The sequence below is a fragment of the Pedobacter roseus genome (assembly GCF_014395225.1).
Classification (GTDB): Bacteria; Bacteroidota; Bacteroidia; order Sphingobacteriales; family Sphingobacteriaceae; genus Pedobacter; species Pedobacter roseus.
Window position 1 is genome coordinate 1,782,792 of sequence record NZ_CP060723.1, and the last position, 23,963, is coordinate 1,806,754.

General features: G+C 41.5%; 4 protein-coding genes. All 4 read left to right on the forward strand.

The window, feature by feature from the left end:
- The first annotated feature begins 62 nt into the window (after positions 1 to 62).
- The 4 genes from H9L23_RS07560 to H9L23_RS07575 are packed head-to-tail and all read left to right on the forward strand — an operon-like array spanning position 63 to position 23,959.
- The gene (locus tag H9L23_RS07560; protein WP_187594384.1) at positions 63 to 686 is read left to right on the forward strand and encodes an acyl carrier protein; all 624 of its coding nucleotides are present in this window, start codon (positions 63 to 65) and stop codon (positions 684 to 686) included.
- A complete protein-coding gene (locus H9L23_RS07565; protein WP_187594385.1) occupies positions 683 to 7,204 on the forward strand; it encodes a non-ribosomal peptide synthetase in 6,522 nt (2,173 codons plus the stop codon). Before H9L23_RS07560 ends, H9L23_RS07565 begins: the two co-directional genes overlap by 4 nt.
- A complete protein-coding gene (locus H9L23_RS07570) occupies positions 7,164 to 11,657 on the forward strand; it encodes a MupA/Atu3671 family FMN-dependent luciferase-like monooxygenase (RefSeq protein WP_187594386.1) in 4,494 nt (1,497 codons plus the stop codon). The genes H9L23_RS07565 and H9L23_RS07570 overlap by 41 nt, the downstream gene beginning before the upstream one ends.
- Positions 11,654 to 23,959 (forward strand): non-ribosomal peptide synthetase, encoded by a 12,306-nt coding sequence (locus H9L23_RS07575; protein WP_187594387.1) that lies wholly within the window; start codon positions 11,654 to 11,656, stop codon positions 23,957 to 23,959. The genes H9L23_RS07570 and H9L23_RS07575 overlap by 4 nt, the downstream gene beginning before the upstream one ends.
- The last annotated feature ends 4 nt before the right edge of the window (positions 23,960 to 23,963 follow it).

The window sequence follows — 23,963 nt, forward strand, 5'->3', positions numbered from 1 at the left end:
GATCGAAGGATATAATTATTATAAATGGCAGGAATTTATATCCCTATGATTTAGAGAATGCTGTGTGTGCAGGTCAAAGTGAAATTAAGAGGAATGGAGTTGGTGCCTTTTCTGTGGATTTGGGTGGTAAGAAATTGATAATCGTCATTGAGTTGAGCCGTTTGTTAATTAAAAGTTTGTCTTTAAATTCAGTGATACGGGATATTAATAAAGAACTGCTGGAGCAATTCGATATTGCACCCTATGATATTTTAATTACTCCTACTAGGAGCATTCCCAGGACCTCAAGCGGCAAAATTATGAGGCATTCTTGCAGCGACATGTATCTAGCAGGTACTTTTAAGATCGCCAGATCAAAGCTAGGTATGTTTAGGGAGGAGTCTTTATTTGTCTTGAATTCCGAAAGGTTAAAGCTGAGCAATCAAGAATCTATCAAAAGTTATCTAGTATCCAGTTTATTTTCCGGTGAAGTCAGTAATATTCAAGATAATCTCAGTCTTTTACATCTTGGTATGGATTCATTGAAATCCCTTGAATTTGTTAATCGGATAAATAACGATTTGCAAATAAATTTACAAGTTAACAGTCTTTTACTAAATAGTACTATAGGTGATGTAATCAATTTAATTGAAACGCTACTTTGGCTAAAACAGCAGAATGATGCAGATAAGGAAATAATTCTATGAGTCCTTTAGAAATAGTAAACAAGCTTCGTGAGAATAAGGTAATCGCTAAAATAGATGGCGAAAACATAAGGCTTATCGGTGAAATTGAAAACATATCCGACGATTTAATGCAGTTGATAAAATCAACTAAGAAGGAATTACTAGAACTTTTGAGGCAATCCGTGGGGAAGCCGAAGGAATCTGTAATAAAAAAGGTTTTGAAAAAACAAAGTTATCCATTATCAAACGCACAAAAGAGAATATGGATATTAAGCCAATTTGAAGGTGGTGAAGCTGTCTATAATATTGTCTCAGCATTGCATCTAAATGGAATTGTCGAGGAGAAAGCACTAAGTGATTCATTCCAGATGGTGATAAATAGGCATGAAAGTCTTCGGACTATTTTTAAAGATGTTGATGGAACAGTGGACCAAGTCATTTTACAGGATCTTCATTTTTACATGGAATCCGATGACTACAGTAAAGTAAAAGACATTCCTTCAAGTTTATTGGTGGAGATTGAAAAGGCAAACTATTATGTTTTTGATCTTGAAAATGGGCCATTAATTAAGGTAAAATTAATAAAAATTGACATAAACAAATATTCCCTTATTTTATGTCTCCATCATATAATAAGTGATGGATGGTCAATCGGAGTACTTATGAAAGAGGTAATGTACCTCTATGAATGCATCGTACAGAAAAAGTCTACAAAATTACCACCGCTAAGAATTAACTATAAAGATTACGTATCCTGGAAAATCCAAGGTAGTAATACTGAAAATGATCAACTTTCATCGATATTTTGGAAAAATGTTCTCAATGACACCACTCCTCCACTAAATCTACCAATTGATTACCTACGCCCACCAGTAAGGTCATTTAACGGAATGTACAACCGTTTTCATATTGAAGCCTCTTTGTTTAAAGAAGTAAGCCAGTTCTGCTCTGAAAATAACTGCACATTATTTAATTTTTTTCATACATGTCTTGCAATACTTTTAAATAAACTTACGGATCAGAAAGAAATTGTTGTCGGAACTGTTGTGTCAGGTAGAAGTCAGTTAGAGCTAGAGAATCAAATTGGCTTATATGTAAATACATTGCCTTTAAAAGCCAAGATTGATTATGGCAAGTCATTTATTCATTTGCTGATTGAGCTGAGAAATGATGTCTTCAAGATGTTTGAGTACCAAAACTACCCTTTTGATAAAATCGTTGATGATTTGGATTCTATCCGGAATCCCTCAAGAAACCCATTGTTCGACGTAATGATTGTATTTCAAAATACTGCAATTGCAGATGGAAGTATCGATCTAAAGAATCAATATGGATTTGAATTATCAACTTTAGACAATTATCTTTTGGATAAGCCGACGACTAAATACATTAAAAGGCCTTCAAAATTTGATTTGACTTTCCATTTCGAACTAGATCCAGATGGGGATTTTATTTTAGAGATCGAGTTCTCGACAGATATATTTATGCCGGAATCAATTAAACGGTTTTATAGATATTTTAGAAATATCTTCCGTCAGGTTTTAGATTTTCCTGATATTGCAATCGGTTCTATAGGTTTGTTGAGTAGTGTCGACCGCCATGTCATTTTAGAAGAATTCAACCGGCCGATATGCGATTCGGGAGGCAGGGGCCTTTCGGATCTTCTCAGCAGTTCATTTTCAGGGCGATTAGACCGGAAGGCTGTCATTTATGGCAATTCTTGCTGGAGTTATAAGGAACTGCGGGTTAATAGTTCAGCTATTTCCTCTAATCTATCCCGGCTTGGGACGGCTTCAGGTTCTTTTGTAGGATTGTTAATGGGACGTTCCCCGTGGACTATAGCCTGTATACTTGGCGTTCTGAATATTGGAAAGGGGTATGTCCCGATTGATATAAACTATCCCAGTTCACGGATAGACTATATAATTAATGATGCTGCGTTTGATCTACTTATTGTTGACGGGGCCGGTTCCGCCGTTGTTCCGAGTTCTTATAAAGGGCGGGTATTACACCTCGATGATCTTGACTTATCCGAAATCCCTGATTCTTGGGATAGCTGGCTTCCAGAAGGCACAGGTACTGATGATTCTGCATATCTTATTTATACATCTGGGACGACGGGAAGTCCTAAGGGTGTAGATGTTAGCCGTGGAAATCTGGCGGCATTTTTAGAGTGGTCAGCCAAAGAGTTTTCAGATACTCCTTTCGAGGTAATGTACGCTACAACCTCTTATAGTTTTGATCTTTCCGTTTTTGAGTTTTTATTTCCATTGGTAGAAGGTAAGTCCATAAGGCTGTTGGATAGTGCTTTGTATATATCTGATTTTTTAGGCATAGATCAGAAGATAATGATAAATACAGTTCCTTCGGTGGTAAAGACACTCCTGGAAGAGGGGATAGAGTGGAATAATGTCGTTGCGCTCAATATGGCGGGGGAGCAGATTTCCAAGAAATTGATATCCGAGATCGACACTTCAGAAATTGAGGTTCGAAACTTATATGGTCCTTCCGAAGATACAGTGTATAGTACTATGTACAGATTTCATAAAAGAGACCTTGATACGGTACCTATCGGTAAGGCAATAGACAATACCCATATCTATATACTTGACAGCTGTCATAACCTGTTGCCTGTTGGAGTAGAAGGTGAGATTTATCTCAGCGGTCACTGTATTACCAAAGGTTATCATGGCCGGGCAGATCTGACTGAGAAATATTTTTTTGAAAATCCTTTTGTGCCGGGCCTAAGGATGTATAAGACAGGAGACAGGGGGCGTTGGCTAGAGGATGGCAATGTGGAATTTCTGGGACGGAATGATGATCAGGTTAAAATCAGGGGATACCGTATTGAACTTTCTGAGATCCAGTATGGGGTTGAAAGTTTTCCTGGAGTGAAACGGGCTGTTGCTGTTGTACAGGATGTGAAAGAAGATAGGGAGATAGTGGTCTATTGGGTTGGCGGTGATGAGGTCCAAAAAACTGATCTAATCGGTTATCTTTCATCCATCCTGCCAAGTTATATGATGCCGGCTCATTGGGTAAAGTTAGATGAGATACCTTATAATAGCAATGGTAAGATCGATAAAAAAAGATTGCCCGACATAACTGAGGTGTTTGATGAACTGCTTGAACATAATTATACAGACTTAGAAAGTTCTTTGATACAGTTATGGTCTGATATTCTACATACTAATAAAATTAATTCAGAAAGCAACTTTTTCGAACTGGGAGGGCAGAGCTTAAAGGTCTTAAGGCTAAGAACGTTAATCTCTGAAAGATTTCATCGCACAGTAAGCTTGAATGAGCTTTTTCAATTTTGCATCTTGAAAGAACAGGCAAAGATAATAGAAAGCAAAAAAAAAGCTCAATTGGGAAAGATAACACCAGCTCCTTTTGCAGAACGTTATCCATTATCATTTTCCCAGGAGCGCCTCTGGGTTTTATCAAAGTTTGAGGACGCATCATCAGCCTATAACATTCCAATTTGCCTATCAATCGATGGGAAATTGGAAAAAATAATCTTGGAAGCCGCCTTTGTAGAACTAATACGAGATAATGAAATATTAAGAACGGTATTTATTGAATCATCAGATGGACCTGCACAGGTAATCATTGAATCCAAAGAGGTTAATTTCAGTGTGACTGAAACGGATTGTAGTGATTACGTGGCTTTTGAAAGGTTTTTAAAACTCGCCTCTAAAATAACATTCAATTTAGAAAAAGCTCCACTCTTTTCTTGTAGCTTGATCACTTTTAATTTAAAAAGTTTCTTGTTTTTAAATATACATCATATAATAAGTGACCGGGCATCTATCAATATATTAATCGAAGAGCTTCAAAATTATTATCGTCTTATCAGTAAGGGAAAGACAATAAACATTAATGACAGCAAGAAACTTCATTTCAAGGACTTTGCATTGTGGCAAAAAAATAATATTGATCAGTATAATAGTGAAGAAAGTGTGTCATTCTGGCAAAAATATTTAGGTGGTCAAAATATACCATTAGATTTTCCCACTAGCTTTCAACGGCCTCCAGTTAAGACTTATTGCGGAGAAGTGACTGCAATGAACTTTTCTGATGAAATCTTTACTAAATTGAAAGGATTTGCGATTGAATCTAATTCAACATTGTTTATGTCGATTTTATCAGCAATTAATATTCTCTTATATAAATATTCCAATCAAAATGATATTGTCATAGGCACTCCTATTTCTGGAAGAAATAATGCTCAGCTTGAAAAACAAATGGGCTTCTTTGTTGATTTACTTCCAATCCGGACTGTATTAAATGATACTGATAGTTTTAGGGCCCTTGTAGCTAAACAGAAACAAGATTTTATTGAGATTTTGGAACATCAGTCAACGCCATTTGGAGTATTGCTTGACCTCATTGATTCAAAACGTGATATAACTCGGGCACCTCTGTTTGATATTTTATTGGTTTTAGATGACGTCGAGGACTTAAACCTTAACGAATCCTCCGATGATATTGCATTTCAAATTGTAAAAAATCATGGGGCGACAGCCAAATACGATTTGACTTTTATGTTTGTAATGGACGGAGGGTTGTCTTTGGAGTTGGAATATAATACAGATCTGTTCAAGGAATTCTTTGTTTCTGATATTTTACAAAAGCTAAACAATATCTTCCGTCAGGTTTTAGATTTTCCTGATATTGCAATCGGTTCTATAGGTTTGTTGAGTAGTGTCGACCGCCATGTCATTTTAGAAGAATTCAACCGGCCGATATGCGATTCGGGAGGCAGGGGCCTTTCGGATCTTCTCAGCAGTTCATTTTCAGGGCGATTAGACCGGAAGGCTGTCATTTATGGCAATTCTTGCTGGAGTTATAAGGAACTGCGGGTTAATAGTTCAGCTATTTCCTCTAATCTATCCCGGCTTGGGACGGCTTCAGGTTCTTTTGTAGGATTGTTAATGGGACGTTCCCCGTGGACTATAGCCTGTATACTTGGCGTTCTGAATATTGGAAAGGGGTATGTCCCGATTGATATAAACTATCCCAGTTCACGGATAGACTATATAATTAATGATGCTGCGTTTGATCTACTTATTGTTGACGGGGCCGGTTCCGCCGTTGTTCCGAGTTCTTATAAAGGGCGGGTATTACACCTCGATGATCTTGACTTATCCGAAATCCCTGATTCTTGGGATAGCTGGCTTCCAGAAGGCACAGGTACTGATGATTCTGCATATCTTATTTATACATCTGGGACGACGGGAAGTCCTAAGGGTGTAGATGTTAGCCGTGGAAATCTGGCGGCATTTTTAGAGTGGTCAGCCAAAGAGTTTTCAGATACTCCTTTCGAGGTAATGTACGCTACAACCTCTTATAGTTTTGATCTTTCCGTTTTTGAGTTTTTATTTCCATTGGTAGAAGGTAAGTCCATAAGGCTGTTGGATAGTGCTTTGTATATATCTGATTTTTTAGGCATAGATCAGAAGATAATGATAAATACAGTTCCTTCGGTGGTAAAGACACTCCTGGAAGAGGGGATAGAGTGGAATAATGTCGTTGCGCTCAATATGGCGGGGGAGCAGATTTCCAAGAAATTGATATCCGAGATCGACACTTCAGAAATTGAGGTTCGAAACTTATATGGTCCTTCCGAAGATACAGTGTATAGTACTATGTACAGATTTCATAAAAGAGACCTTGATACGGTACCTATCGGTAAGGCAATAGACAATACCCATATCTATATACTTGACAGCTGTCATAACCTGTTGCCTGTTGGAGTAGAAGGTGAGATTTATCTCAGCGGTCACTGTATTACCAAAGGTTATCATGGCCGGGCAGATCTGACTGAGAAATATTTTTTTGAAAATCCTTTTGTGCCGGGCCTAAGGATGTATAAGACAGGAGACAGGGGGCGTTGGCTAGAGGATGGCAATGTGGAATTTCTGGGACGGAATGATGATCAGGTTAAAATCAGGGGATACCGTATTGAACTTTCTGAGATCCAGTATGGGGTTGAAAGTTTTCCTGGAGTGAAACGGGCTGTTGCTGTTGTACAGGATGTGAAAGAAGATAGGGAGATAGTGGTCTATTGGGTTGGCGGTGATGAGGTCCAAAAAACTGATCTAATCGGTTATCTTTCATCCATCCTGCCAAGTTATATGATGCCGGCTCATTGGGTAAAGTTAGATGAGATACCTTATAATAGCAATGGTAAGATCGATAAAAAAAGATTGCCGGATGTTGATCGACAAAATGTTTCCATAAATGACTACGTGGCTACTCGAAATTTAATTGATGAAAAATTAGTATTGATCTGGCAGGAAGTTTTAAATATCAAAAATTTTGGGATTACTGACAACTTTTTTGATATAGGCGGTCACAGTTTAAAAGCGATACGTGTTATCTCTAGGATCCAAAATGATTTCAATGTAAAAATAGATCTGAAAAGTCTTTTTCAAAGCCCAACCATAGAGAATTTATCAGATTACATTGAGATTATGCAGTGGATGAATACTAATGAAAATATTGGAAATGCGGAAAATGAAATTATCTTCTAAAATAAATGAAGTTGTTGCTACACTTTTGAGACTTAGAGAGCAGGGGATTTTCATAATTCCTAATGAGGATAGAACGAAAATATCTGCCCGGGGTCTTACAGATGCACTTACGGAGTCTGATAAGCAATTTATAACTATTAACAAAGCTTTGATCATTTCCATTATTGGCAATGGACTGAATTTTGACATGCCGCACATTCCGATCCGTAGGATTGAGAAAACGGGTAGTTATCTACTCTCTTCATCCCAGCGCCGCCTATGGATAATAAGTCAGATAACGAATGCGGACGTTGCCTATAACATGCCTGGAGCCTATGTTTTCTCCGGAGCACTTGATAGCATGGCACTGTCCCGGAGTTTTCTTTCTCTTCTGGAGCGTCATGAGATCCTGCGTACTGTCTTTCGGGGGGACGATGAGGGCAATGTGCTCCAAGTGGTTGTCGAACTGGATTTCCTGGGGCTTTCTTTGGTCGAGAGTGACCACCGTGGATCTGGTCGGGATGCTGTGGATGGTCTCATCGAACTTGACTTTGGTACATCATTCGATCTTTCGTCAGGTCCGCTTCTGCGTGCTCACCTTTACCGTACCGGAGATGATGAGTGGGTGTTCACCTATGTGATGCACCACATCATCAGTGATGGCTGGTCGATGGGTATTCTGGTCCGCGAGCTTCTGGATCTTTACAATGGCGAGGTTACGGGCATTCCCGCAGATCTTCCGGTGCTTGGCATCCAGTACCGTGACTATGCTGCCTGGGAGCAGTCTAACCTTTCGGGGGATGTTTATGCCGGGCACCGTGATTACTGGTTGGATCAGCTTTCCGGGGATCTACCCGTTCTTGATCTGTGGAGCGACCGCCCGCGTCCTGCAGTGAAGACCTATACTGGCGGTGTAGTTCACTGTATACTTGACAGAGAGTTGTCGGATAGCCTCCGTTCGCTGTGCCACCAGAGCGGATCGACGCTTTTCATGGGGCTTCTTTCTGTGGTGAACATCCTTCTCTACCGTTATAGTGGCCAGGACGATATTATTGTTGGCACGCCGATGGCCGGGCGTGAGCACCCTGACCTTGAGGGCCAGATCGGTTTCTATGTGAATACGCTTGCGCTCCGGACCCGCCTCAGCGGAAGTAAGAGCTTCCGTGAGGTACTGGGGGATGTGCGTGGGGTCTGCCTTGATGCATATGAGCACCAGGCCTATCCGTTCGATAAGCTTGTAGAGGAACTTGGCCTGCAGCGGGATATGAGCAGAAACCCTCTGTTCGATGTTGCTGTCGTGTTACAAAATACCGATTCTCCGGCCGGTAGCGGCATTCCTGGGATTACGGTTTCGGCGTACCAGGCAGGCCAGACGACAATCAGCAAGTTTGACCTCACATTTACCTTCTTTGAGGTAGATGGCGGCATAGCCCTGAATATCGAGTATAACAGCGACTTGTATGATATTATAAGCATCGAGCGGATGTCTGGTCATTTCTGCCTTCTCCTTGGCCAGTTGCTAACCTCTCCTGATGGCGCTGTGGGTGAGGTCGATTATATTGGCCAGGCAGAGCGTGACGTTCTGCTTGGGGAGTTCAATGCCACCTCAACAGCCTATCCATCCGAGCAGACGATCGTGGATCTTTTCGAGGAACAGGTATCCCGTTTCCCAGCTAATAAAGCTGTTGTTTTTGGAGAAGAGTATTTTTCTTATTCAGAACTCAATCGTCGCATTGATAGGCTTGCAAGTGTACTATACCATAAATGCTCCTCTAAACGAAAGCTAATTCCTGTATTTATTGAAAAAGGAATTGACATGCTGGTTAGTGTCTTAGCAGTTTTAAAATTTGGGGCCGGATATGTTCCAATAGATCCTGAAGAACCTATTGAAAGAATAAAACTCATTCTAAACCAAATCGAGTGTGATATGATTATCACTAGTAAAAGCTTTAAGAAACGACTTCCCGAAGGACATTGGGAATTGATTGATCCCGAATTTATTGGTGAGTTGCAACTTAAAGATGACTTTATTACTATTGATAAGCCAAAACCAGAGGACATTGCTTATCTGATCTATACATCAGGATCCACTGGGATTCCTAAAGGTGTTATGATTCAGCACTCTGCTCTTGCAAATTTTTTGTTTGCAATGAATAGAGTTATGCCTTTGGATGGGGGTGATCATCTGTTGGCTATGACTACATTATCTTTCGATATTTCTATACTGGAACTTTTATGGACAATATGTAATGGTGTACCAATAACAATTAAAGAGAATAAATTAGATCTTCCGAAACTGGATGTTGCCAATAATAAGTATTTGGATTTTAGCTTGTTTTATTTTGCTGCCCAAACCGATAAAATAAAAGACAAATATTCGTTCATAAAGAAATCTGCAGTCTTTGCTGATGAAAATGAGTTCAAAAGCGTCTGGTTGCCAGAGAGGCACTTCAACCCCTTCGGTGGAATATTTCCGAATCCTGCGATATTAGCTAGTGCAATTTCAATGATTACCAATCAAATCCAGATCCGTGCCGGAAGTGTTGTTTTGCCATTGCATGATACTATCCGGGTAGTTGAAGAATGGTCTCAAGTCGACAATCTATCAAACGGAAGAATTGGTTTGTCATTTGCCTATGGGTGGCATCCAGATGATTTTGTACTATTTCCAGAAAATTATTATACAAGAAAGGAGATTTTCTTTCAGCAGATTGACATTCTTTCAACTCTATGGAACGGTGATAAAATTACTAGAAGAAATGGTGCTGGGATGGATGTACAGGTAGAAGTGTTTCCTAAACCTATCCAGGACAAACTTCCTATGTGGATTACAACTACTGGTAATCCGAAAACCTTTGAGGCTGCAGGTAAACTTGGTGCGAATGTACTTACTCATCTTTTGGGACAGGATATCATTGAACTTGAAAAAAATATCTCAATATATCGGAACTCACTTATACAAAATGGTTTTTCGGTTGATGATGCCAAGGTGACGATAATGCTACACACTTTTGTCGGGGAAGACTTAAAAAAAATAAAATCGGAAGTGCATAAACCTTTTTTGCAGTATTTAAAAGCAAGTGTTAATCTTTTAAGCAAAATGTCCGAAGAATTTTCTGAACAAGAAATGAACAAGGAAAGTATTGAGGGAACTTTGGAGATTTTTTTTGAGAGATATTGGCAAACAAATACGCTATTTGGTACTGTAGAATCCTGCACCGAACTGCTAAATAGTTTGAAAAAAATTGGAGTTACCGAGATTGCATGCTTGGTTGATTTTGGCGTCGATGAAGAAAAAGCCTTTAAAAATCTGACATTTCTAAGTCTATTGAAAAAAAGGTTTCAGAAACGGGACCTGGACGGGATAACTGGCGCTGCAAATATTAATTCCATTCAGCTCACGCCCTCTTATCTGCGATTGATGCTTAGTGATGACGACTCTTTGTTATTTCTCAAATCACTAAAACATATAATTGTAGGTGGTGAACGACTTACTCCAGAGCTCGCGGACAGAGTACTGAAGTTAAACGGCCCAATTTTATATAACATGTACGGGCCAACTGAAACGACAATTTGGTCCTCTTACAAACACATTACCCGTGCGGATAAAATTACCATCGGTAAGCCGATTTCAAACACACGGTTTTATATCTTAGATGAATCTGGAAATCTGTGCCCAATCGGTGTTGCTGGTGAATTGTATATCGGAGGAGCTGGGCTGTCCGCCGGATATTTCAAAGATGAAGCTTTGACTTCAGATAAGTTTGTAAATAACAAATTTAGTACAGTAGCCGATAGGATCTATCGGACAGGAGATATGGCAAAATGGCTCTTAAATGGTGAAGTAGAAATATTAGGTAGGAAAGACGACCAAGTTAAGGTTAATGGACATCGCGTTGAACTTGGAGAAATTGAGAATCTATTAAATTCTTTCAGTGATATTGAATCTGCAGTAGTTTTGCAAAGATTACCCGGTGAGGTTGATCAGGTAATAGCCTATATCAGTACCGATTTGCCGTTAAGTCTTTCTGAGCTACGGAAATTCTTAACAACCAGATTACCATTTGCTATGCTTCCAAATCATTACTATCAGGTCGAGAATATCCCCTTATTTAAAAGTGGAAAGATTAATAGGAAAGTGTTGCCAGAATTATCTAGAGTTGACCTTCAGAATAATGTTATTGTCTCTGAACCAAGAAATCGCTTGGAGAGCATTGTAAGAGATATTTGGGTAGACTTGTTGAAGAAAAATAATATTAATATTACTGATAATTTTTTTGAGATTGGAGGGAATAGCTTGCATGCAATTCGCCTAATCTCTAAAATAAATAAAGAATTTGATGTAACTCTAGCACCATCGATACTATTCCAGATACCAACAATTGAAAATGTAAGTGCTGAAATTTTAAGGCTGATTCCGGATGGTGGAAATTTAACAGCTGATACTAACGATCTTGAAACATTTTCAATATGATAGAAGAGCTTTATTTGAGGTTAAAAGAATTAAATGTTAGCCTAAGTGTTGTAGGAGAGAAATTGAATATTACAGCTCCTAAGGGTATCCTCCAAAAAGAATTGATCGAAAAGATTAAGGCAAATAAAGATGGTTTGCTTAAATATATTCTTTTACAATCTCAAAGCAGATCTACTAGAACTATCCCTGTCACCATTAGTCAAGGCAGGTTTATTCTGTCATCATCACAAACTAGGTTATGGGTATTATGTCAGTTTATTGGTGCAAATGAAGCTTATAATACATACGGTGCATATGTATTCTCCGGGGCGCTTGATAGCGGGGCACTATATCGCAGCTTCCTTTCTCTTCTAAGCCGTCATGAGATTCTGCGAACGGTTTTCCGTGGGGACGATGACGGCAGTGTATTTCAGGTAGTTCTTGATGTAGACATGATTGGTTTTTCTCTGGGGGAGAGTGACCACCGTGGATCTGATCGGGATGCTTTAGAGGGGGTCATCAAGAGTGACTTCAGTTTACCGTTCGATCTCTCGTCGGGTCCACTTCTACGCGTGCACCTTTACCGTACAGATAACGAGGAGTGGGTGTTAACTTACGTACTCCACCATATTATCAGTGATGGCTGGTCAATGACGATTCTTTTTCGCGAACTTCTGGAGCTTTACAATGGCGAGGTTACGGGCATGCCTGTAGAGCTTCCCGTGCTGAATATCCAGTATCGGGACTATGCCGCCTGGGAGCAGTCTATCCTTTCCGGGGATATTTATGCCAGACACCGGGATTACTGGTTGAGACTGCTTTCCGGAGAACTTCCGGTTCTGAATCTCTGGAGCGATCGTCCACGTCCTGCAGTGAAGACTTATAACGGGGGTATAGTTCACAGTATGCTTGACAGGGATTTATCCGACAGTTTCCAGAACCTATGTTATCAGAGCGGCTCGACGCTTTTTATGGGACTTATTTCTGTGGTGAATATCCTTCTTTACCGCTATAGTGGTCAGGATGATGTTATCGTTGGCACTCCAATGGCTGGGCGTGAGCACCCTGACCTTGAGGGCCAAATCGGGTTTTATGTGAACACTGTTGCACTCCGTACACGTCTCGCCGGAAGCAAGAGCTTTCGAGAGATACTGGGACATGTACGTGGGGTCTGCCTTGAGGCATACGAGCACCAGGCTTACCCGTTCGATAAACTTGTTGAAGAACTTGACCTGCAGCGGGACATGAGTAGAAACCCTCTGTTTGATGTGATGGTGGCATTACAGAATATTCCGCAGGAATCATTACCCGCTATGGATAACCTTAATTTTAGTGAGTTCAAGGCTGTCAACAGTGGAAAAAGCAAATATGACATTTTGTTCAATTTTATCGAATGCACTGAAGGATTGACAATTGATTTTGAATATAATGCAGATCTTTATGATCAACCAACTGCCCAAAAGATAGTTGCTCACTTTAATAAACTTTTGACCGCCATAATCGACTCTCCCGATGTTCGGATAATGGATCTGGATTATCTGGGTGATGATGAGTTCCGCGAGGTCGTTGAGGAGTTCAATTCAACAGCATTTATTTATTCAAGTGAGAGAACGGTTGTTGACCTCTTCCGTGATCAGGTAATTATCAGTCCAGATGCTCCTGCGCTGGTTTTTGAGGGTGAAGTTCTTAGTTATTCTGATATTGATCTTGTCTCAAATCGGCTGGGGCATTATATTCTTTCAATGACATCTGTTTCTCCCGGGGACTGTATTGGTGTTTTCTTGGAGCGTTCTGTTTGGAACGTCATCGCGATGCTGTCTGTCTTTAAACTTGGCTGTGTATATGTCCCGATAGACACAGGTTACCCGTTGGAAAGGGTCAGGGCGATACTACGGGAAAGTGGCGCTAAAGTACTTTTGACAGAGGGGCCACATTTTAGGAATTTTTCTGACATATGCTTGTGTCTTTCCATTTCTGATTTAGAGACAGGTCTTAACAGTTTTTCTACTAGCGATCTAGGGTTCAATATCGAATGGGAACACTCTTCATATGTTATCTATACCTCTGGTTCTACAGGTGTTCCGAAAGGTATAGAGCAGACCCATCGTACTCTTTATAACTTGATAAGTTGGAGTATGCGGAACGGTAGTCCCAGCCCTGTAATAAAATATCTCCAGTTCTCCTCCTTTAGCTTTGACATGTCCATCTACGATACTTTGTATTCATTATGTACTGGCGGAGAGCTGCACGTAATTAGTGATCTTAGGCGTTCAGATATGTATTCTCTCCGTACCTATATCCTTGATAACGGGTTATCCATACTATCTATTCCGTGTGCGATAGCTAAAACTATGTTTGATGGGGATGTAGGGTCATTTTCTGGACATAGGGTAAATAAGATCGTGTGTGCCGGAGAGCAACTGTATATCGACGGAGAGCTAAGAGACTTCCTTCGGGATAATCCTTGGGTAGTTATCGAGAATCTTTATGGGCCTTCCGAGACACATGTAGTCACGGGCATTTCATACAGCTTTTCAGGAGGGTATGTTCCAGAGAAGGCAAGTATAGGAAGGCCCATAGATAATATTCAGATCTACATTCTGGACAGTGGAATGAAACCTGTGTCCAAAGGAATGGAGGGGGAAATCTATATAGGAGGGATGAATGTAGCCAAGGGTTACTTGGGCCGGCCTGACCTGACGCTGGAGCGATTTATCAATAATCCGGTAATTAAAGGCCGGGTTTACCGGAGTGGAGATATTGGACGTTGGGATGCTGCCGGAAATATCGAATACTTAGGAAGATCGGATGCTCAGGTGAAGATAAATGGATATCGGATCGAGCTAGAGGAAATAGAGACTGTTTTGAGAGGCCACCCAGAGGTTCGGGAAACTGCGGTAACGGTGAACGAATTAGAGAGTGGAAGCAGATATCTAGTTGCATATATAACGGGATCGGCAAATTTGGAGAAGGATATGCTCCACAGTTACCTAAGTGAAATGCTGCCGGGCTATATGGTTCCCAATCAATATGTGTTCTTGGAAAACCTACCTCTAACTGCTACCGGCAAGCTCGATCGGCGCTCGCTTCCCGATCCATTAGATACCTGGGACGCGAGAACCGAATATGTTGCTCCAGGTAATGATCTGGAGCGTATCCTGACCAAGATATGGTCAGAAGTGCTGGGCAGGGAACGTGTCGGTATTAATGACGACTTCTTCGAACTCGGAGGAGATAGTATCAAGGCAATTCAAATCGCTTCCAGATTACGAGGATACAACTATGCATTAAAGATTCAAGATATTCTGCTTTATCCCAAAATTAAAAATCTTAACTCTAGAGTTTTACTCCAGCATAAAATTTCAATTCAAAATCCTGTAACTGGAAAAATTTTATTGACTCCGATTCAAAAAAGGTTTTTTGCTAATGATTCACCAGATAAAGAGTATTACCACCAATCGATCTTGTTGGATTTTAATGATCCGATAGTATTTGCAGGGCTGCAAAACTCATTGAATGAAATTTTACTTCATCATGATGCACTTAGGATAACTTTTAGGAATACAAAAGATGGGTGGATTCAGAACATAGGTAACGGAAATGTTAAGGTACATCTGGAAGTTGCTATGACGGACCAAGAAGATAATGTGCGAAAATCTGCATTAAAGGTTAAAAAGAGCTTAACATTAGGCCGTGGTCCTCTTGTTAAAGCTATTATTTTCAAAGGTAAGGACAAGGATCGTCTGTTGATCGTAATTCATCATCTTATTGTCGATGGTGTATCCTGGAGAATAATTTTGCAAGATTTATCTACTTTATATGCCCAATATTTATCAAATGAAGCCTTGAGGTTACCTGCTAAAACCGAATCATTTCAGCACTGGTCAAAACAACAGTGGGAATATGCCAAAAGTATTACCCTATTAAAAGAAAAAACTTATTGGACTACAATCGATCAGGCTCATTCAGATAGTATACCGATGGATTATGAAGAAAGGGGAAGTTTGGAGAAAGATTCTTCGATTTTGACATTTGTTCTGACTGAAATAGCTACTAAAAAGCTTACCAGCGATTGTTACTCGGCATATAGTACAGAAGTTAATGACATACTTCTTACTGCACTAAACTTTGCGCTCCTAGATACTTTCCAGATGCAGGACGTGGGGATATATCTTGAGGGCCATGGTAGAGAAGATATAGATGGTGATATGGATGTGACAAGAACCGTGGGATGGTTTACTACTATGTATCCTGTCATATTAAAAATGAAATTTTCCAACGAACCCACTCGTCAATTACTTGAGGTCAAAGAAACATTGCGAAATGTACCAAATAAAGGAATTGGTTATGGTATATTGAGGTACTTAAATGAGGTTGATTTCAAAAACCATACTGACATTGCTTTCAATAATTTGGGGGAATTTAAAGATGGGGAAAACAACAATGAAGAATATACCAAAATTTTTAGATTCTCTAAAGATGATCATGGGAGTGATGTATCAGAGAAGCGGAGGCGGGACCACATACTTTATTTCAATGCAATCATTGTAAACGGAAAGATGTCTCTATCTGTTAACTACAGTCGTAAACAATTCAAGACTAAAACTATTGACAGCTTGGCAAAAGCGTATGAAAATAGACTGTTGGATTTGATAAACAATCTTGCCGCATTTGACTTTGCTTCTGTAACTCCCAGTGATTTAACCTTCAGAAATATAAACATTGACGATTTATTGAAGTTTAATAAAGAGAATAATATAGAAGATGTATATACGCTGAGCCATATGCAGAAGGGACTATATTTTCATTGGCTATATTCAAGGTATTCTTTTTCCTATTTTGGTCAATTAACGTATAAAATAAGGGGAGAGATTAGTGTTCCAGATTTGAATATTAGCTACGATAGATTAGTTGCCAGATATCAGGTGCTCAGAACCTTCTTCACTGATGAGCTTTCGGACGAAATTTTACAAATTGTCGTAAAAAATGTAGGATCAAACTTTATTTATATTGATTCCACCTCAGATAAAGATTTTTCACTGGATGATTTTAAAAGAAAGGATAAATTAAAGGGCTTTGATCTAAATCGTGGTTCACAAATGCGACTTACTGTAATTAGATTGGATGACCATCACCATGAATTTATCTGGAGTCATCATCATATTTTAATGGATGGCTGGTGCTTGAATAGGCTTATAACCGAATTTTTTATGATATATCAGGGAGTAATTTCCAAAACGGCCATAGATCTTCCTTTACCAATTCCATACTCCCGATATATAGACTGGTTAGGTGGTGTCAATCAGACAAAGAGCCTTGATTACTGGAAGAAATACCTTTTAAATTTCAATGAGGTAACAGGAGTGCCAAGACAGAAGGCCCAAAGCTCAGCAGGTTTTACTGAAGAAAAACTTAAATTCTCAATCGAAGAAAGTTTAAGTCTATCAATCAGGCACCTTACAAGAGGACTTGGAATAACAGAAAGCATTTTCTTTCAGTCAGTCTGGTCGATCGTTTTAAGCAGGTATAATAATACAACCGATATTTTATTTGGCACGGTAGTTTCAGGAAGGCCGCCTACGATTGAGCATGTGGAACAGATGATAGGCCTATTTATCAATACGGTTCCGGTTCGAAATGAAATTATACCAAGTTCTACGTTTAGTGAATTTGCTATTGGATGCCAAAAACGTTCAATTGAATCTGCAGATTTTCATTACTCTCAGTTGGCAGATATTCAAGCATTGAGTTCTCTCGGAAGAGATTTATTTGATCATATAATGATTTTTGAAAACTATCCTATACAGGATAGTTTAAATGATAATATAGCAAATGAAACGTCTGGTGATAAGATTTCACTGGTATCGTCAGATATAGCTGTCGAAACCAATTATGACCTCACTTTGATCATCGTTCCTGATGATGAAATTAAGTGTCAGTTTAATTTTAACAGTCATGTTTATGGAAAAGACCAGATCGAAATTCTTAGGAATCATTTTCTTGCAACCATAGGCTCTGTACTCGTTGATCCGGGAATTAATTTATGTGAGATATCAATTACGTCAAATAATGAAAGAAAATTAATACTGGAAAAGTTTAATGCAACTTTTGTAGAATTCCCTCCTAATGATACCATACTTCAATTGCTTGATAAGTCATTCAAAGGCAATTCAGGTAAAACCGCAATTACATATGATACGAGAACTGTGTCCTATTCGCAACTAAATGATATTTCTAATAAGTTTGCTAGATACCTCAGAGATAATTATGGTATTAAGCCTAATGAGATCGTTGCGATAATGCTTGATCGAAGTGAATGGCTGGTAATTTCCATATTGTCAATTTTGAAAGCAGGTGGAGCATATGTGCCGCTCGATCCAGATTTCCCCAAAGATAGAATTGATTATATTGTTAGTGACTGCAGTTGTAGACTTATAATCGATGAAGAGGAAATTAAGCGTTTTATGTTCTTCCTTTCTAGTCTTTCATCGAAGAACTTATCTTATGCAAATAAGATGTCCGATCTAGCATATGTTATTTTTACATCAGGATCAACAGGAACCCCAAAAGGCGTTATGATTGAACATCGTGGTCTATCAAATCTGATGCAATTTTACTCTGTTAAGGGCATTATCAACTGTACTTTAACATGTAATTATATCTTTGATGTTTCAGTGCTGGAGATTTTTAGAACTCTTCTAAGCGGAGGGAATTTAGTGATTCCTGAGCGAGAGTTGGTTTACTCCCCTAATGATTATGCAGAGTTTCTCTATTCAAATAAAATTACACATTGCTACATCCATCCCTTTCACATTGGTGAAATAGCTAGCTTTCTTGCCCAGAAAACCGATTTCTTCCTAAAAGAAGTAATTGCTGGGGTTGAGTCTATCAGGGTAACTGATATCTCATTATTGCTTGATTATGATGTCAAGGTTGTTAACGGATATGGCCCTACAGAATGTACCATTACCTCAACCACATTGGATTTGAATGAAATTGATTTGGCATCTACCAACGTTCTTCCTATCGGTCGACCTGTATCAAATAGCCGGGTTTATATAATTGATTGTTTTGGTGGTCTCAGCGGTATCGGTGTCCCGGGGGAGATCTGTGTTGGTGGTGCAGGGGTTGCCCGGGGTTACCTTAACCTTCCTGAACTGACCTCATCACGGTTTGTTCCCGACCCTTATTTTCCAGGGGAGCGGATGTACCTAACGGGTGACCTTGGCCGTTGGCTTCCTGATGGCAACATCGAGTTCCTTGGCCGTTCTGACGATCAGGTCAAGATCAGGGGCTACCGTGTTGAGCTGGGCGAGATCGAGAACGTGCTTGTTGGACATCCCGGTATTGAGAGCTGTGTAGCTGCCGTTCGCGGCATCGGTTCGGATCGTGAGCTTGTATGTTACTTTACCGGCTCTTCTGAGCTTTCCAGCGGGGATCTCCGTTCCTATCTTTCCGGTCTACTTCCATCTTACATGGTGCCCGGGCACTATGTGCTCCTTGCGTCGCTTCCCCTTACGGGTAACGGAAAGGTGGACCGCCGCGCACTTCCGGACCCTGCGGGACTTGGTGTTTCCACGGGCATGGATTATGTTGCTCCCTCGACAGATATAGAGCGGGAGTTGTCAGAGGTCTATGGAGATGTGCTGAAACGACAGCTTGTTGGTGCCCTTGATGATTTTTTTGTTCTTGGTGGGGACTCTATTAAGTCGATCCAGATAGTTTCTAGGCTTAAACAACGGGGCTATATGCTGACGATCCAGGATGTCATGCTATATCCCACTGTACGGGATCTCTCGCTGCGCGCCAAGCCATTGGGACGGAGTTCGGAGCAGGGTGTTTACCAAGGTATTGTTCCACTTGGGCCTGTTCAGCTCTTCTTTTTTGCCGATGATTCGCCCGATAAGCATCACTACAACCATTCTGTACTTCTAAATAGCAATGTTCCTGTTTCTGAGGAGGCCCTTCGAATGTGCCTTGGCTACCTTGTCCTGCACCACGATGCTCTACGCATGGTCTACAGGGAGGGCCCAGAGGGTTGGGAGCAGGAGAACCTGGGGTCTGCGCAGGGTTATTCTCTTGACGTGCTTCCATATATTGCTGGCGAATCTTTCGCGGCGACCTGTTCGCTGGTTCAATCTGGGATAGACTTGGAGAAAGGACCACTTTTACGGGCGGTGCTCTTCAGGGACGGTGGCTCAGACCGCCTTCTTCTTGTTGCGCACCATCTTGTTGTTGACGGTGTCTCTTGGCGTATCCTTTTTGAGGATCTTTCAACGCTTTATCGCCAGTACCTTACTGGGACCATCCTTTCTCTTCCAGCGAAGACCGACTCTTTTGGGTATTGGCAGCAAAAGCTGGTTTCCTATGGACACAGCGCTGGCCTTGCAATAGAGCGTGAATACTGGTCTGCCGTGGATTCTTCTAAGCCGGCCGTCCTTCTTCTGGATGATCCCTCAGGAAGCAATCTGGTAGGCGATGCGTCCTCTCTCTCTTTCGTTCTGAATAGGGAGGAAACTAGACTTCTGCTTACCAAATGCTACCATTCCTTCCATACTGATATTAACGATATCCTTCTGTCCGCACTGTCGCTTGCACTTTCCGATGTCTTCGATCTTGACCGAGTTTGTTTAAAGCTCGAGGGCCACGGCAGAGAGACGATCGACAGTGATACGGATGTAAGCCGTACAGTCGGTTGGTTTACCACGATATTTCCTGTTGTCTTCGAGATGTTGCACCGAGGCGATAAATTGCGTCATCTGATCGAGGTTAAAGAGGCTCTTCACCGCATTCCCAATAAAGGTATCGGCTACGGAATCTTACGCTATATCTGCGGGTCTGGCTATAGCCTATCACCTGAGGTGAGCTTTAACTACCTTGGAGACTTCGGTTCTGGTGTGGGCGGCGACGGTGATGACTCCCTTTTCAGCTTTTCCAGTGAATACCATGGGAGTCCAGTGTCGCCTCTGCGCCAGCGTGACTCATTGCTCTCGGTTTCCGGCATTCTTGTGAACGGAAGGATTAGCCTTTCAGTCGCCTATAGCCATGCCCAGTTCCGGGAGGAAACAATTTCAAGGTTTGTTTCAAGCTACCGCGCCCAATTGGTTAGCATGATCAATATCCTTTCATGCGAAACCGAGCGGCATATCACGCCTGTTGACCTGACCTACAAGGGGCTTTCCGTACCCGATGTAAGTGAGATTGGAAGTGGCCATACCCTGGAGGATGTTTATCCGCTAGGCCCTCTCCAAGAGGGTCTCTATTACCATTGGTTTTCTTCGCCTTCTTCTCCCGCCTACTTCGAACAGATGAGCTACCGCGTGTATGGCGAGCTGGATATTTTTCGCCTAGAGTCGAGTTACCGCACTCTGGTCTCACGGCATGCGGTCCTGCGCACTTTCTTTACCCAAGATTATGGGGATCGTTTGTTACAGGTGGTTAGCCATAGCATCGATGGCTGCTTTAACTATCTTGATGTTTCAGGGGACGAGAATTTCTCGATGGACTCTTTCAAGTCAGCTGATCGTTTGCGTGGGTTCGACCTCCACAGAGGCTCGCAGATGCGCCTGAGCGTTATTTGTCTGGGCAGCAAAGAATATGAGTTTGTCTGGAGCCACCATCACATACTGATGGACGGCTGGTGCGTTGGGATATTGATCCGGGAATTTTTCCAGATGTATTATAGTCATCTTGTTGAAGATTCCCCAATGCTGGGACGGATCTATCCTTATTCTGATTACATCAAATGGCTCGGAACCATCGACAGGGAAAGCAGTATTTCCTACTGGCGGGGCTATCTTTCGGGGTACGATAGTATTTCTGAGGTTCCAAAGTCGAGAAAGGCCGGTCCCCCTGTCCGTAAAGAACAAGCTCTTGTGATAAGTGACGGGCTGTATGATAAGCTCCGCTTGCTGTCAGGGGAAATGGGTGTAACTGAGAATAGTTTTATCCAGACGGTATGGGGAATGCTTCTTGGGATATACAACGGAAGCAGTGACGTTGTTTTCGGTTCTGTTGTGTCCGGACGTCCCCCGGATATTGCTGGCATCGAGGAGATGGTCGGTCTGTTCAGTAATACCATACCAGTACGGGTACGCTCTGTGCCCGGTACAAGTTTCCGTGATCTCTTAAGGGCGGTACAGGAACAGGCCATAGACAGTCTTGATCATCATTATGTGCAACTTGCCGAGATACAGTCTTGCAGCAGCACTGGCGGGATACTTTTTGATCATATATTGGTATTCGAGAACTATCCCATCGGGGAGATTGTATCGACGTCAAGTGGGAGTGAAGGCTTTTTGGTATCCCGAACCGATATGTTTAATGAAAACAGTTTTGATCTTACGGTAGTTGTGGTTCCTGGGGAAAAGCTTGGTATAAGGTTTACTTACAATAACAATATTTACTCAGATAGAACTATTTCCCGTCTTGGGGAGCACCTGCTTGAAGTTATCAGTTCAGTGCTATCCCATCCCGACCGTTCTATTGGTGAGGTTGGTTATGTTGGCGATGCAGAGCGTGCAGTTATACTTGGAGAGTTCAATGCTACCTTATCAGCCTATCCTTCTGAAAAGACGCTCGTGAGCCTTTTCGAGGAACAGGTATCCCTGAAAGGGGATTCTACAGCTCTTGTTTTTGGGAGCAATCGTCTTACATATGATGAGCTAAATACCCGTTCGAACCGTCTTGCACACTATCTTAGGGATGAGTACGGGATCCGTAGCGGCGAGCTGGTTGGAATTCTTTTAGATCGCAGCGACTGGATGGTGGTATCTCTCCTTGGGGTACTAAAGTCTGGGGGTGCCTATGTTCCCATCGACCCTGATTATCCCGCTGATCGAATTGCCTACATACTTTCAGATAGCGGCTGCCGAACTGTTATAGACAGTGCGGAGCTTGCACGTTTCTTCCTTGTGATGGATGGTTTTTCCGTTTCAAATCCTATCTTGAGCTGCATTCCGACGGATCTTGCGTATGTGATCTACACCTCTGGCTCGACGGGTACACCTAAGGGTGTAATGATTGAACATAGGAACGTGGTCAACTATATTTCTTGGTTTATCACCAATTTCGGAGATAACTGCAATACTTTGCTTTTGTCGAACATAACCTTTGATGGGGTAAAAACCGCACTTTTTGGGGCTTTATTGAGTGGAAGTACCCTGCACGTGGTCGAGCGGGATGTGTTATATGCTCCTTTAAAGCTAACAAGATATATATTTGACAATGGCATCGGTTTTTTAAAAATTATCCCCTCTTTGCTGAAATTGCTAGTATCCGAGGTCGAAAGTTTTGATCTCCTTGCCAGATCTAGAGAACTGGGACTTCTTGTTATAGGTGGGGATGCGATTGATCTAGGGGATGTTTCAAAGCTCAGGGCCTGTGGGCGAGAAATAAGAATGATCAACCATTATGGTCCTACCGAGACCACGGTTGGTGTTTTAACATATGAGATCGGGAGTGTGTGCAGCAGTATACCTATCGGTCGTCCGATATCGAACAGCCGGGTTTATATAATTGACGGTTTTGGTGGTCTCAGCGGTATCGGTGTACCGGGGGAGATCTGTGTTGGTGGTGCAGGGGTCGCCCGGGGTTACCTTAACCTTCCTGAACTGACCTCATCACGGTTTGTTCCCGACCCTTATTTCCCAGGGGAGCGGATGTACCTAACGGGTGACCTTGGCCGTTGGCTTCCTGATGGCAACATCGAGTTCCTTGGCCGTTCTGACGATCAAGTCAAGATCAGGGGCTACCGTGTTGAGCTGGGCGAGATCGAGAACGTGCTTGTTGGACATCCCGGTATTGAGAGCTGTGTTGCTGCCGTTCGCGGCATCGGTTCGGATCGTGAGCTTGTATGTTACTTTACCGGCTCTTCTGAGCTTTCCAGCGGGGATCTCCGTTCCTATCTTTCCGGTCTACTTCCATCTTACATGGTGCCCGGGCACTATGTGCTCCTTGCATCGCTTCCCCTTACGGGTAACGGAAAGGTGGACCGCCGTGCACTTCCGGACCCTGCGGGACTTGGTGTTTCCACGGGCATGGATTATGTTGCTCCCTCGACAGATATAGAGCGGGAGCTCGTATCTATCTGGGAAGAGGTGCTCGGCCGTGAGGGCATAGGTGTCATGGACAATTTTTTCGAGCTCGGGGGCAATTCTATAAAGGTAATTTATCTATATCGCGAGATCAAAAAGCGTTATTTAGATGAAATACAAATACATGAAATATTCAGTAACCCAACAATTTTCCAACTAAATAAGCTGATACGGATAAAAAATAACTTGGAACTGGATGAAAATATACTTAAAAAAGGAAATTTTTAATTTA